The sequence below is a fragment of the Vibrio hepatarius genome, assembly GCF_018860525.1.
GTDB classification, from domain to species: Bacteria; Pseudomonadota; Gammaproteobacteria; order Enterobacterales; family Vibrionaceae; genus Vibrio; species Vibrio hepatarius_B.
This window is the reverse complement of the sequence record NZ_JAHKPM010000055.1, coordinates 33,019-47,357: the sequence shown is the minus strand read 5'-3', so window position 1 is coordinate 47,357 and position 14,339 is coordinate 33,019. Positions and strand designations below refer to the sequence as shown.

At 41.4% G+C, this 14,339-nt stretch carries 13 protein-coding genes; 5 read left to right on the top strand and 8 right to left on the bottom strand.

All coding sequences use genetic code 11. The features are described from left to right. Positions 1-4: 4 nt before the first annotated feature. Entirely contained in the window at positions 5-190 is a 186-nt protein-coding gene (locus KO511_RS16260) for a hypothetical protein (RefSeq protein ID WP_215988461.1), read from the bottom strand. A 119-nt stretch (positions 191-309) separates the two neighbouring features. Further along, positions 310-1,827: a fumarate hydratase gene (locus tag KO511_RS16255; protein ID WP_215988460.1), complete on the bottom strand. Its 1,518-nt coding sequence runs from the start codon at positions 1,825-1,827 to the stop codon at positions 310-312. A gap of 202 nt (positions 1,828-2,029) precedes the next feature. Here KO511_RS16255 and pabB point away from each other — a divergent pair, with 202 nt between their 5' ends. Further along, entirely contained in the window at positions 2,030-3,400 is a 1,371-nt protein-coding gene (gene pabB, locus KO511_RS16250) for an aminodeoxychorismate synthase component I (protein WP_215988459.1), read from the top strand. A gap of 11 nt (positions 3,401-3,411) precedes the next feature. Here the strand turns inward: pabB and KO511_RS16245 are convergent, their stop codons facing one another. After that, positions 3,412-5,106: an ATP-binding protein gene (locus tag KO511_RS16245; RefSeq protein ID WP_215988458.1), complete on the bottom strand. Its 1,695-nt coding sequence runs from the start codon at positions 5,104-5,106 to the stop codon at positions 3,412-3,414. After that, the gene (locus tag KO511_RS16240; protein WP_215988457.1) at positions 5,099-5,653 is read right to left on the bottom strand and encodes a heme NO-binding domain-containing protein; all 555 of its coding nucleotides are present in this window, start codon (positions 5,651-5,653) and stop codon (positions 5,099-5,101) included. Before KO511_RS16240 ends, KO511_RS16245 begins: the two co-directional genes overlap by 8 nt. 84 nt (positions 5,654-5,737) lie before the next feature. Here KO511_RS16240 and KO511_RS16235 point away from each other — a divergent pair, with 84 nt between their 5' ends. The 3 genes from KO511_RS16235 (at position 5,738) to KO511_RS16225 (ending at position 9,324) form a co-directional block, all read left to right on the top strand. Beyond that, a complete protein-coding gene (locus KO511_RS16235) occupies positions 5,738-6,343 on the top strand; it encodes a CoA pyrophosphatase (RefSeq protein WP_215988456.1) in 606 nt (201 codons plus the stop codon). A 274-nt stretch (positions 6,344-6,617) separates the two neighbouring features. After that, positions 6,618-7,871, top strand: a complete 1,254-nt coding sequence (locus KO511_RS16230) for an aromatic amino acid transport family protein (RefSeq protein WP_215988455.1) — start codon at positions 6,618-6,620, stop codon at positions 7,869-7,871. 91 nt (positions 7,872-7,962) lie between these two features. Continuing rightward, the gene (locus tag KO511_RS16225) at positions 7,963-9,324 is read left to right on the top strand and encodes an L-serine ammonia-lyase (RefSeq protein ID WP_215988454.1); all 1,362 of its coding nucleotides are present in this window, start codon (positions 7,963-7,965) and stop codon (positions 9,322-9,324) included. 224 nt (positions 9,325-9,548) lie between these two features. Here KO511_RS16225 and KO511_RS16220 read toward each other — a convergent pair whose 3' ends face one another. The 3 genes from KO511_RS16220 to queD form a co-directional block, all read right to left on the bottom strand. Continuing rightward, the gene (locus KO511_RS16220) at positions 9,549-10,706 is read right to left on the bottom strand and encodes an amino acid permease (protein WP_215988453.1); all 1,158 of its coding nucleotides are present in this window, start codon (positions 10,704-10,706) and stop codon (positions 9,549-9,551) included. A gap of 368 nt (positions 10,707-11,074) precedes the next feature. Further along, positions 11,075-11,713, bottom strand: a complete 639-nt coding sequence (locus KO511_RS16215; RefSeq protein WP_215988452.1) for a hypothetical protein — start codon at positions 11,711-11,713, stop codon at positions 11,075-11,077. A 97-nt stretch (positions 11,714-11,810) separates the two neighbouring features. After that, a complete protein-coding gene (queD, locus tag KO511_RS16210) occupies positions 11,811-12,173 on the bottom strand; it encodes a 6-carboxytetrahydropterin synthase QueD (RefSeq protein WP_215988451.1) in 363 nt (120 codons plus the stop codon). Positions 12,174-12,478: 305 nt separating this feature from the next. On the opposite strand from queD, the gene asnS reads away from it, so the two are divergent. Continuing rightward, positions 12,479-13,879 (top strand): asparagine--tRNA ligase, encoded by a 1,401-nt coding sequence (gene asnS, locus KO511_RS16205; protein WP_215988450.1) that lies wholly within the window; start codon positions 12,479-12,481, stop codon positions 13,877-13,879. A 78-nt stretch (positions 13,880-13,957) separates the two neighbouring features. Here the strand turns inward: asnS and KO511_RS16200 are convergent, their stop codons facing one another. Next, positions 13,958-14,236 (bottom strand): hypothetical protein, encoded by a 279-nt coding sequence (locus KO511_RS16200; protein ID WP_215988449.1) that lies wholly within the window; start codon positions 14,234-14,236, stop codon positions 13,958-13,960. Positions 14,237-14,339: the final 103 nt, after the last annotated feature.

Genomic DNA, 14,339 nt, shown 5'->3' with positions numbered 1-14,339 from the left:
GCTTTTAATCATCCTCGATAAGTTTATAGATCACGAACAAAGCAAGTTCTAAAAGAACAAACAGGACTAGAGTTAGGCGAACGTATTTTTGATCGAATACACTCACACCATAAAAAATCATGTCATAGCCAACAAAGCACCCTATAAAAACAGCAATAATCGTTTGCAAAATTCGAATAAATCGCGGCATAAATACTCCTGAAGTCATATACCTTCAAATAGATACCATATAAAAAAGGTGCAGCTAAGCTACACCCTATAACCTTTGTATACCTATAATATTGACAGTGCGTACAAAGACAAGTCTTATTACGATTCCATTTCCTGAATCTTAACCTTCCAAGTATCTGGACCAATTTGATGAACATTCGTCCCATTAGAATCCACAGCAACAGTCACTGGCATGTCTTCGACTTCAAACTCATAAATCGCTTCCATACCCAAATCTTCAAATGCGACCACTTTGGCTTTTTTAACCGCTTTAGCAACCAGATAAGCAGCACCACCAACTGCCATTAAATACACAGCTTTGTGCTTTTTAATCGATTCAACGGTAGCTGGTCCACGCTCGGCTTTACCAATCATACCCATGATGCCTACCTCTTCAAGCATCATATCGGTAAATTTATCCATACGAGTAGAAGTTGTTGGGCCCGCTGGGCCAACCGCTTCATCTCCTACTGCATCGACAGGACCAACGTAATAGATAAACTTACCCTTAAGATCAATGCCTTTAGGTAAACCTTCACCGCTTGCGATCATTCCTTGGATACGTTTATGGGCTGCATCACGGCCCGTCAGAATCTTACCCGATAGTAGGACTGTCTCACCTGTTTTCCATTGCTCAACATCTGCTTTAGTGACTGTGTCTAAATTAACACGACGTGTATTTGTACCGGCTTCCCAAGTGATTTTTGGCCAATCTTCCAATTTAGGGGGTATTAGCTCTGCCGGACCTGTTCCATCAAGTGTGAAGTGTACATGGCGAGTCGCTGCACAATTGGGAATAAGGCAAACTGGTTTTGAGGCTGCATGAGTTGGAGCTGTGTTGATTTTAACGTCAACTACTGTCGTCAAACCTCCCAAGCCTTGAGCACCGATACCAAGCTTGTTGACTCGATTAAAGATATCCAGACGAAGCTCTTCTTCTGCATTCTGAGGTCCACGATCGATCAACTCCTGAATATCGATATGCCCCATCAAAGACTCTTTAGCCAAAACTGCCGCTTTTTCCGCAGTCCCACCAATACCTATACCCAACATACCCGGTGGGCACCAACCGGCACCCATGGTTGGTAAGGTTTTCTCAACCCACTCAGCTATATCATCAGATGGGTTAAGCATAACCATCTTAGTCTTATTCTCAGAACCACCACCTTTTGCTGCGATCTGTATGTCGACTTTGTTTCCCGGAACCATCGAAATATGAACCACTGCTGGGGTGTTATCTTTGGTATTGATACGTTTTCCTGCTGGATCTAGCAAAATAGATGCCCTCAGCGGATTGTCAGGATTAGTGTATGCCTGCCGAACGCCTTCATCGACCATCTGCTGTACCGTCATATCTGTACTATCCCATTGGACACTCATCCCGATATTGACAAAACAGGTCACAATACCCGTATCTTGGCAAATCGGCCGGTGGCCTTCTGCAGACATACGAGAGTTAATTAGGATTTGAGCAATGGCATCTTTGGCCGCTTGACTCTCCTCTTTGTGGTAGGCTTTTTCAAGGGCTTGAACAAAGTCTAGAGGGTGATAGTAAGAAATATATTGAAGTGCATCAGCCACACTGCTGATTACATCTTGCTTGCGAATTACCGTCATTGCATGCCTCGTTATAGTTATGCTGCCTTTTATACCGCTATATAGCTGAGCTTATACTCTTGTGTATAATCACAAGTTTAGATGAGCTGAGACTATCTTGTTATTATAAACGTCATTGTAGCGGCGATAGGTCGCATTATGATACTCTTGCTTTACTTCTCTTGCTATGTAGTCAACCATCTCTTTGTCACAAAAAAAACAAATGAATCAAAAGACGTCAAATTGCCTAGAAATCAAGCCTATTAACTATCACCCGGAGCTTTCAATTCAGCTCTTTAGTAAGATTGCATCAAGGCCTTGGGCTATGCTTCTACGCTCTGCGTCACAAGCACACGTCGACAGCCGTTTCGATATTTTGGTCGCCGAACCTTTGGTTAAATTGATAACATATGGCCAAACAACACAAATTATCAGCCCCAATGGACAAGTCGAATCATCTGACGACCCTTTTAGCCTGCTAGAAAAGCAGCAAGAGAAATGGTTACCAAAGCTAGACTACCAAGGCGACCTCCCCTTCATTGGGGGGGCATTAGGCTACTTTTCCTATGACTTAGGAAGAAGAGTTGAACTTTTACCGCAAATAGCTCAGCAGGATTTATCCACGCCTGATATGGCGGTTGGACTTTACCAATGGGCTATTGTTGTCGATCATCATAAGAAAGCAGCTTACGTCACTGGAAAAAATGCTAACACTCATTATGACTGGTTGATGAACCAAGTTTCAGAACCCACCCTAGATTTTGTTCTGACAACTGAATGGCAGTCCAATATGACTAAACAGGAATATGTGGATCGCTTTTCTAAAGTGAAAAATTACTTGAACGCTGGGGACTGCTATCAGATAAACCTTGCTCAAAGATTTAATGCTCAGTTCATCGGCTGCGAATGGCAAGCATACCAAAAGCTCGATGCATTCAATCAAGGGCCATTCTCAGCTTTCATTCGAATTGAAAATAGCGCAATTTTAAGTGTATCACCTGAACGATTTTTACAAGTCAACAATCGTTATATAGAAGCTAAACCGATAAAGGGGACACGACCAAGACACACATGTACTGATATCGATTCAGCACATGCCCATGAACTAGCTAATGCGGAAAAAGATCACGCCGAAAACCTCATGATCGTAGATCTTCTACGAAACGATATAGGTCGAGTTGCTAAACCCGGCACCGTTCATGTTCCTAAACTTTTTGAAATCGAGAGCTTTCCCGCTGTCCATCACCTAGTAAGCACGATTCGCGCGGAATTAGGTGAAGGCTATTCACCGACAGATTTGCTACGTGCAAGCTTTCCTGGTGGGTCGATTACAGGGGCCCCCAAGATCAGAGCGATGGAGATTATTGAAGAACTCGAGCCGCATCGTCGCAGTGCCTATTGTGGCAGTATTGGCTACATCAGCCGACATGGTGCCATGGACACGAGTATTACAATACGAACACTCATTGCCGAAGCTAACCATCTTTACGTATGGGCAGGAGGGGGGCTCATTGCCGACAGCAAAAGCTGTGATGAGTACCAAGAAACGCTCGATAAGCTTTGTCGTATTTTACCTGTATTGGAAGCAAATTAGAGGGTGTAAGTTTAAGCCCATTTTTCAATCATTAACTTTAGCTCTTTGGCGGTATATGGCTTACTCAATATATCATCCATGCCGCTTTGGATACACTTTTCACGCTCCTCAAGAGTCGTACCAGCCGTCAACGCGATAATTGGCTTAACGTATTTCTGTCCACGCAAATATGCTGTCGCTTCAAATCCATCCATTTCAGGCATTCGACAATCCATAAAAATGATGTCGTAATCATGCTCTGATGCAGACTTAATCGCCTCTATACCATTAGAAGCAATGTCTGGAACAATCGATATTTTACGCATCATTTGGTTGAAAATCACTTGATTCATTCGAATGTCATCTACGACTAGAATCGAAAGCAAATCCAATTGTTTTACGGCCCCTTTGTCATATTGTTCTGATTTCATTTCCTTATCAGTAGAAACTTTGAGGGGGATAATAATATCAAACTGGGTACCCACACCAAGTTTGCTGATAAAGCTAATTTCTCCATCCATTAAAGCAATTAAGTTTTTGCAAATTGCCAAACCTAAACCCGTACCTTCAAACTTGCGCTTTGCAGTTAAATCAGCTTGTACAAAAGGAGCGAATAAAAGCGCTTTAGCTTCCTCAGGAATACCTAGCCCTGTATCTTTAACCTGCACGACAAGCTTGCCATTTTTCCACTTGATATCAATGTTTACACCACCCTCTACTGTAAACTTAATAGCATTACCAATCACATTGATTAAAACCTGACATATACGTTCAAAGTCACCAATTAAACATGCAGGCACATTTTTTGGGCAGTAGACTTTAAATTCAATTCCCTTATCAAGTGCCCTATTCGTAAATACACTTTCTAACATGCCTATCAGATCTGCCTTAGCAAACTGAGAGGGAATCAGTTCCATCATACCTGCATTCATCTTACTGAAATCAAGAATATCGTTGATGATGTGACGGAGCAATTCTCCCGAGTGAGAAAGATTGGTAAGGAACGTTCGCTGTTCTTCATCCAGAGTGGTATCTGAAAGTAGTTCAGCACTACCTAAAAGACCATTAAGCGGTGTTCTTAGCTCGTGGTTTATCATAGCCACAAATTCTTTAGTTGCCCTTTCAGACTCTTCTGCCCGAGTTCTTGCTTGTTCATTACTGGTTAATATAATTTGCCGGTTAATAGCACTGCACAAGATGTCGGCAATTAGACGTACCTGGCTTACCACGAAGTCAGCATCTATATCTTTATCAACCACTAAAACTGATATTTCACCGACCACCTCATGCTCAGCTTCTAAAGGAATAGAAAGTTGGCCATCCTTCCATTCCGCAAAAGGCTTAATCGCTTCAACATTTTCCGTTTTAATACAACCGAATTGACTGGCTTTTACCGTTGATACCGTATCTAAAGTAAGAAAAACTCCTGAATTACATAATGCTGACGATGCATCCAAACGCTCGAGCAAACTCGCTAACAATCCATCATCTAACGTACGGCTTAAAAATGCCCTACCAAAGTAGAGAAGGGTTTCATTAATCTGTTCTTCAAACTGAAGTTTGTGCAAGTCAATGTTTGTTTGTCTTTGCAGTTCCCCTAAAACAAGGTGTAGCTGTTGGTTAGCTTCATACAGTTCGAAACTTTTTTTCTCTAGAAGTAATTCAGCTTGCTTGCGCGCGGCAATTTCTCTGATAAGTTTTCGTTCAATAGCACCTTGGCTACTCATCTATTTTCCCTACAACTGCGACTTTAAATCTCACATCATTACCGCTTTTATCATTGTTATGTAATACGATATCGACAACTTCACCAAAATGTTTCGCGCAGCCTTCAATCAGTCCAAGACAAACATGAGACATACAACGAGCACTTTTGTAATCAAAAACCATTTCTGTTTCGCTTTCAGAAATAAATTCAAATCGCGGCGGTTTAGCTTCTTGGTACAGCTTTTTCACCTCGACATGAATATAGTCCTCAACTAAACGAATAAATTGGAGTGAGTTTTTACAACTTTGTAAACTGCTTCTTTCCGGTAAGGATTGGTAAAGATTCTCAAACACAGATTGACCAAACACTCGCTGCAATTCTTCTGCATCTATACCTGTTTGCTTACTGAGTTGTACAATTAAGCGTACCAGATCTTTATGATCGTAGCTGCCAACTGCTGTGTAGACGCCTTCATCACCAGCATCAGAAAGTAGTTGATCAAGAGCATCTAAGCCAAATTTCTCCTCGACCAAATCCATAAACTCTGTGAAGATAATACCTTTCATAGAATGAGCTATCCTTAGTAATATGGAGGTCTATCAAGCATGTATCATAAAGTTAAGTTTTTCAAATAAGGAGAGCGAGCTAAAGTGTTGTCAGAGCTCAATAAAAACCAGATCATTCAGAAGTTTCAGTTACAGCAAACTGTCGGCTATCATCAAGAAACCTTGAGACGTGTTGCTCACGTCCCACGCAATTCATTACGCAAGGCTTCAGTATTAATTGGGTTTGTAGAACGCAGAGCAGGTCTTAACATCATATTTACTAAACGAGCAAAACACCTTAAACACCACCCTGGGCAGGTTAGCTTTCCGGGAGGAAAACACGAAAAAAGTGACACTTCCCTTGCCGATACTGCCCTGCGAGAAACTTACGAAGAAATTGGAATTCCAATAAATGAAATCACTATTTTTGGCCAAATGCCCGAACTCATCACCATCAGCCATTTTACTGTCACTCCGTTTTTAGCCTTCGTTTCTCCGAACTATCAAATTAACATAGATAAAAATGAAGTCGATGAAGTCTTCGAAGTCCCTGTATCTATAGTGTTAGATAGGCAGTACCTTCACAGTGAATGCTTCCATTTACAAAATGACTCCCATCGCGTATTTGGCCTATCTTACGAGAAACACTTTATTTGGGGAATGACAGCACAAATAATCCACGCCATGCAAAAACATATAATGCATTCCTAACTCACATTTAGCGTTTTCATTAATGAATCAACATTTCGTATAAACTAATGACACATTTGCTGACCCACTTACTTTTACGCACATGCATTAGTTTTTATTATTAAATCCATTAGCAAAAATCATAGTAAACTCATTAATTTCGTGAACAAATTCTTGTTTTTCACTTATTATACCATCACTCGTATCAATTAATGATTTAGATCTATTTTTTGTGCAATATTTTGTGCAAAATTGCACGCAACTTATTTCCTGTTCCCAAAATGAGTATTATAAAATGAATCCTACAAATTCTGCGGCTTCTGCCGTACAATCGTCTAGTAAGTTTACTTACAAAGACTTCACTTGGTGCCTATCACTGTTTGGCACTGCAGTAGGCGCTGGTGTGCTTTTTTTACCAATAAAAGCCGGAGCTGGTGGTTTTTGGCCATTAGTTATCCTAGCACTCATCGCGGCTCCTATGACTTGGTTCGCTCATAAATCCCTTGCACGCTTTGTACTTTCTGCTAAAAACCCCAATGCAGATATCACTGACACAGTAGAAGAGCATTTTGGTAAAACTGGCGCAAACCTTATCACTTTCGCCTACTTTTTCGCCATTTATCCCATCGTTCTCATCTACGGAGTCGGCATCACAAATACGGTAGATTCATTTCTAGTTAACCAAATTGGCATGGAATCTATACCTAGATGGCTACTTTCTGGGGCGCTTATTACATCAATGACAGCAGGTGTGGTATTTGGTAAAGAATTGATGCTAAGAGCGACATCAGCGATGGTTTATCCATTAGTATTCATTCTACTCGCTCTATCTTTCTACCTCATTCCTGATTGGAACAGCTCTATGGTTGAAATTACACCGGATTGGTCTGCCATGCCTGTGGTTGTATGGCTTGCCATTCCAATTATTGTGTTTTCATTTAATCACAGTCCAATCATTTCTCAGTTTGCGAAAGAACAGCGGCTAAAACATGGCGATAACGCGGTAAGAAAAACAGATACCATAACTGGTGGCGCAGCAATGATGCTGATGGGTTTCGTGATGTTTTTCGTTTTCTCCGTTGTCTTATCACTTTCACCAGAACAGCTAGCTATGGCAAAAGAACAGAATATATCCGTATTGTCATATCTTGCGAACGCACATGAGTCACCCCTTATTTCATACTTAGGTCCGCTAGTTGCGTTTGCAGCAATCACATCAAGCTACTTCGGTCATTTTCTTGGAGCACATGAAGGTCTTGTCGGTTTAATTAAGTCTCGTTCAAAAGCTCCAAGAAACGTTGTAGAAAAAGGCTCTTTACTCTTTATCGTCATTACAACTTGGATCGTCGCTATCATAAATCCAAGTATCCTTGACATGATTGAGACCATGGGGGCACCTATGATTGCAGCAATTTTGTTTCTATTACCTGTTATTGCTATGCAAACTGTACCAGCAATGAAAAAATACAAAACTTCTCTGTCAGTACAGATTTTCACAGCTATCTGTGGCTTTGCAGCCATTACTTCGGTAATCTACGGCGCGTTTTAACCACTTCACTGTATAAGTGGTTGAGAAAAAATATAACGATAATAATAAACCTCCCATCCTATCTGGGAGGTTTTGTTTTGAGGAAATCGATATGATTAGTGTTTTCGACATCTATAAAGTCGGTGTTGGTCCTTCCAGTTCTCACACTGTTGGCCCAATGAAAGCGGGTAAAGAATTTATTGATGATTTACGCTCAATGGGAAAATTGCGCGACATTACTAAAGTCACCGTTGACGTTTATGGTTCGCTATCACTGACAGGGAAAGGTCACCATACTGATATCGCCATTATCATGGGTCTTGCTGGTAATACTCCCGAAAAAGTCGATATAGATTCTATTCCTAGCTTCATTTCAAGGGTCGAGGAGACAGAACGCCTTCCTGTAGGTATGCATTGTCACACTGTTTCTTTCCCTAAAGATGGAGCAATGACCTTCCACAAAACTAACCTTGCATTGCATGAGAACGGTATGCAAATTCATGCTTGGATGGAAGATGAAAAAATCTACTCTAAGACCTACTACTCTATCGGTGGTGGTTTCATTGTTGATGAAGAAAGCTTTGGTAAAGAAAAGCAAAGTGCCATTAAAGCCCCTTTCGAGTTTACTACCGCCGAAGAATTGGTCAATCAATGTAAAGAAAATGGTCTTTCAATCAGCACTTTAGTCATGAAAAACCAAGCAGTGTTACATTCAGAAGAAGAGACTCGTACCTACTTTGCCAACATCTGGAAAACGATGCGTGAATGTATGGAGCGTGGTATGAATACTGAAGGTATTCTTCCAGGCCCATTACGAGTACCTCGCCGCGCAGCAGCCCTTCGTCAACTGCTACTTACTTCAGAAAAAACCACCAATGACCCTATGTCAGTCGTGGACTGGGTCAATATGTTTGCCTTTGCTGTTAATGAAGAAAATGCAGCCGGTGGTCGTGTCGTCACCGCCCCAACCAATGGTGCGTGTGGTATTATTCCATCTGTACTTGCATACTATGATAAATTCATTCAGACCGTCACTGAAAAAGATTACCTCCGATACTTCGCCGCTTCTGGGGCTATTGGTGGTCTATACAAACGGAATGCTTCGATATCGGGAGCTGAAGTAGGATGCCAAGGGGAAGTCGGCGTTGCATGTTCTATGGCAGCAGCAGGTCTAGCTGAACTTATGGGTGGTAGCCCGGAACAAGTGTGTATGGCAGCAGAAATCGCAATGGAGCACAATTTAGGCTTGACGTGTGATCCCGTGGCAGGTCAAGTTCAGGTACCTTGTATTGAACGCAATGGCATCGCAGCAGTTAAGGCTATTAACTCAACACGAATGGCATTGCGTCGGTCTTCTGCACCAACAGTGTCATTAGATAAAGTCATAGAAACTATGCTTGAAACAGGTAAAGACATGAATGCTAAATACCGCGAGACATCGCAAGGTGGTTTAGCAGTAAAAGTTATTTGTTAAGGTACTTCCACCAATAATATGAGTGAGGCGATTGTTTCTGTGATTGGCCTCATTCTTTATCCACTCACTCCTTAAGTACAGTAATAACGAATCATTAGCAACCACTGATTTTACCTCACAGCCATGATTAAGCTGATGCTACTATCAATTTATTGCCATGCTATGGAAATAAAAAATATAAAAGACCTCTATCTTAGAGGCCTTGATTTAATGGGTAATATGCTCTACTCCACAAACTGTGATACGATTAAAAACAAACCAAACCCTAATGAAAATAGCAGCATAGCGCTACCACCCTCAGCCTGATATCGCTTCGGCTCATTACCTCTTTGACGTACCACATAGACCATAGCCACAGGCACAAATACTGCCAAGAATACTAATATAATTCCCGCATAACTCAGTACAGCAAGGAACTTGTCTGCTGCTAGAAGTGCCCCTATCAAAGGTAAAATAAAGGTAAGAATGTAAGTAACCACCTTATTTTGACCAAACATATCTCGATTTTGGTTATATAGGGACATCGCTACTCCGAAAAATGACGTCAAAAGTGCAAGCCCAGTAAAAATGGAAAGAATTGCCCCAATCCACTTAGAATGATCTTCAAAAACAAGGATAAGTTCAGACACATTTGAAAACTGGCCTAATTGCTCCGTCTTCAAATTCCCAACAACTGCAAATAACCAGCATAGGTAGCATATCAGCGGAATAAGAGAACCAATAACAATCATGTTTCTTAGTTGGTTGTCATTTGCTTCATGGTTGTATGCCACTAGGGAGGGGATCACCACCATAAAACCAAAACTCGTAAACAGAACCGCGCTGGTTTTAATTAACTCTATCTTGTCACTGCTAATAATCTGAGTAATGTTAGAAACCCTAAAATCTGGCAATAATATTAGCAAACTCACAGCTAGGCTAATGATCATAAAAAAGAACAATACACGATTAAGTTTATCGACAGCCCCTGTACCACAAGCAATTATAAACCCTGAAACTAAAGTAAAAACAACTTGGCTGTACTGAGCCGATATACCAAGGCCAATCATGGAACTAAACTGGTCAAGTAAATCAGCAGCTCCAAGGATGTACGCCATTAACAAACAGATAAGTAGAGCATATAAAAGTAGGTTAGTGACGACTTGGCCAAACTTGCCTAGCGTCTGTCTAGCAATAGAGTTCAGTCCTAATCCACCTCCTGTCTTTAAGGTCGCCTCAAGTAGCAACAAAGCAGCATAAGTTGTGCCAAAGCAAATAAAAGTCATTAGTAAACTGCCATACCAAAGTCCAAATTCAGCAAGGACCATAGGAATTGCAAGCATACCGGCACCCAATGCGGTACCAGAAATTATCAGGGAGCTCCCGAAAAGTTTAGTATTCATAAGTTTCGTATCTAGTTATTGTAAGAGAAGGAAGTAATGCGTTTGCCTAGTGCGGTGGCGAACAATCAGAAGCGAAACAAATAGCGAGTTTTAGAATAGAAGTACGATGAAGAAAAATGAAGTGAACGAGATACGTTAAGCAAAGTGTGCGGTGAGCCTTCAGTAGGCTCTATAATTGGTGTTGTAATTTTTAAGATCATGTAAGAATCCGAAGTGAACAAACAATCCTTTGGTTAATGCCGTATTCCTTCTACGGCCTTCCTAACAAAGATGAAGGAAGCAACCATATTAATCATTAGCAATCAGATTGCAACATTCACATTTAAGAAATGGCATATATTGCATCAATAAGACATACCAAAGGCTGATTACTCGGACTGCGGCGTCTCCTCTAAAATGATCTTCCCTTTGAGCTGGGAACCAGCATCCTTAATAATATTAATCGGTGACATGATCACACCTTTAACTGCACCTGACGTTGCCTGTTCCGCAAGCTGTTGGCTTTGTTCAACAATTTCATCAGCTTTCGCCAGCATCGGAGGTATATCACTACGCAAGTTAGTGCTTTCTTTTAGCAACAATGGGATCGTAGTCTGTCGATAGCCTTCACTCTCCACCAGAACAGAAGGGATCACATCCCTGCGATAACTTGCCACTTCACTCATAGCTGTAGGGAATACATCTAAGCGATAACGAGCCAGTTCTTCCAAAGCAGCTGGCAACTTAGCATCTATAGATGCCGCAGTTTGGTTTACAGCAGCGACGTTTTGAGAAACCTCATCGATTGTTCTTACAACATCAGGGACCAATTGCTCAGTTGTTTCGATAACTTTTAACCATTCGTCTACCTGTAAGGTTTTCGCTAATGAATCAATATCCGCTATCATCTCAGGGTAGGTTTCAACAATGCTGCTGACCTTATTCGTCATTTGATGAATGGAGTAACCCAAGTAAAAAATCGACAACGCTAAAACAAATTGTACTATCGTTGAGATACGTGCAAGCATGCTTTTCTCCCAGAATAAAGCGAGTTATTGATCGATATAAACGACATTGATAACAAGAAAGCGAAGCTCTAGGCTTCGTCTTAACTCCGCCAGTATTTTAGTCGCCTGCGTATATGCACCCTGCAGTACAGGTTTCTTTTATTTCAACTTTACTTAGAAGCGGTAATGTCGGTTTTAACTTTAGCCATATCCACCTTGCTAAAACTTCACTAGTTGGATTTTCCAATCCTTCGATATCATTCAAATAGTAATGATCAAGCTGTTCATATATAGGGTGAAATGCAGCTTTAAGCTCTGCGAAATCAATCAACCATCCCGTATGTGGGTCAACCTCGCCTTCTACGTATAGACGAACTAAAAAAGAGTGGCCATGTAAGCGGCCGCACTTGTGGCCTTCCGGTACATTTGGAAGGTGGTGCGCCGCCTCAAACATAAACTCTTTGTATAATTCAGTTTTCATTTTGGTTCTCGGGCATTACAAAAGACACGCAATACTAAGGAAATAGTATAGTAGTGACAAGTTTCACTGACATATTTATGGGATTATTTCTTTAATAATGATTTCTCGAACACCAACAATTATTACAGAGTTGAGGTAATTTATGTGTTTTTTACTTCACATACGACGAATAAAGGTTGAAGCCTCGAAATTGAAAGGTAATATGTGTCTCTGAACATTAGCAATTTAGTGCCGCTTTTTGTGAACTTACATTTGGCCCCCTATGCACTGGATTGATTTTTTACTTGATGGAGAATATTTACAACATGACTTACGCGCCTGTATCTGACGTATTCCGCGGTAAGCTAGCTGTTGGCAGTGAAGTCACTGTCCGAGGCTGGATCCGTTCGCGTCGTGATTCCAAAGCTGGGATCTCTTTTCTTGCCATTTACGACGGCTCTTGTTTCGACCCGATTCAGGCCGTGGTCCCTAGTAATATAAATAATTACACCGAAGAAGTCCTAAAACTAACTACTGGATGCTCAGTAGAAGTAACAGGAACGATTACTGAATCTCCGGCGAAAGGGCAAGATTTTGAACTTGCCGCAACAGCCGTTAAAGTCGTAGGTTGGGTAGAGGATGCTGATACCTATCCAATGGCCAAAACTCGTCACTCAATAGAGTATTTGCGTGAAGTGGCACATCTGCGTCCACGTACCAATGTTATCGGTGCTGTTGCACGTGTCCGTAACTGTCTTTCTCAAGCTATCCACCGCTTTTACCATGAGCAAGGTTACTACTGGGTTTCTGCTCCTCTTATCACGTCCTCTGATGCAGAAGGAGCGGGTGAAATGTTTCGTATTTCTACGCTCGACATGGAAAACCTACCTCGCACTGAAGAAGGCACAGTAGACTATAACGAAGATTTCTTTGGCAAAGAGACTTTTTTAACCGTGTCTGGTCAGCTCAATGCTGAAGCCTATGCTTGTGCACTCAGCAAAGTGTACACATTCGGACCTACCTTCCGAGCTGAAAACTCAAACACCAGCCGCCATCTAGCCGAATTTTGGATGGTTGAACCAGAAGTCGCATTTGCGGATCTGAATGATATCGCCGCACTTTCAGAAAGTATGTTGAAATACGTATTTAAAGCAGTGCTAGAAGAACGTCGAGATGACCTTGAATTCTTTGCACAACGTATAGATAAGGAAGCAATCTCTCGTCTAGAGGCTTTTGTTGAATCTGATTTTGCGCAAGTAGACTATACCGATGCGATTCAAATCCTTTTAGACTCTGGTCGTAATTTTGAGTTTCCTGTCGAATGGGGCATTGATATGTCTTCAGAGCATGAGCGTTTTCTAGCCGAAGAACACTTTAAAGCGCCTGTCATTGTGAAAAACTATCCTAAAGATATCAAAGCGTTCTACATGCGTTTAAACGACGATGGAAAAACAGTCGCGGCTATGGATGTACTCGCGCCTGGCATTGGTGAAATTATTGGAGGTTCGCAGCGTGAAGAACGTTTGGAAGTTCTAGACTCCCGCATGCGTGACATGGGAATTGATCCAGAGCACATGGGCTGGTACCGTGATCTACGCCGTTATGGAACAGTACCTCATGCTGGTTTTGGTTTAGGCTTTGAACGCTTAGTCTCTTATGTGACAGGTATGGGTAATGTTCGCGACGTTATTCCATTCCCACGGACACCACGCTCTGCAAGCTTCTAAATATGAAACTTAAAAACCTCCTGCGGGAGGTTTTTTACGCTTATCAAAATACTATGTATGATAAAAACTAAGTAGTCCTTATTTCACAGGCCTTACTACTGCTGCATCATGTGAAATGCGCTCAGTCCAAAGCTGCAATCGGTGATCAAATTTAGCTTCAGCATGATCATGATCTAATGCTCCAACCTGCTTACGGGCAAAACCACCCAAATACCATTCGAGTACGTAGTTTTCTTTTGCTCCTTTCGCAAAGAAAGGATCATAAGAGGATTTAGCGGCTAATACTTCTCCTGCGTAGTAATAAACTTCCTTATCCAAAAGCCGACCAGTTCTGCTTTTTTTTGTAATCTTTAACATTATGCTTCTTACATTAATTCAAGCTACATTTTTATGCAGCCTCGGTTAATTTAGATAATTAATTACGCGTTAAACGAGATTAGCATCAGCGCCATACCAACTC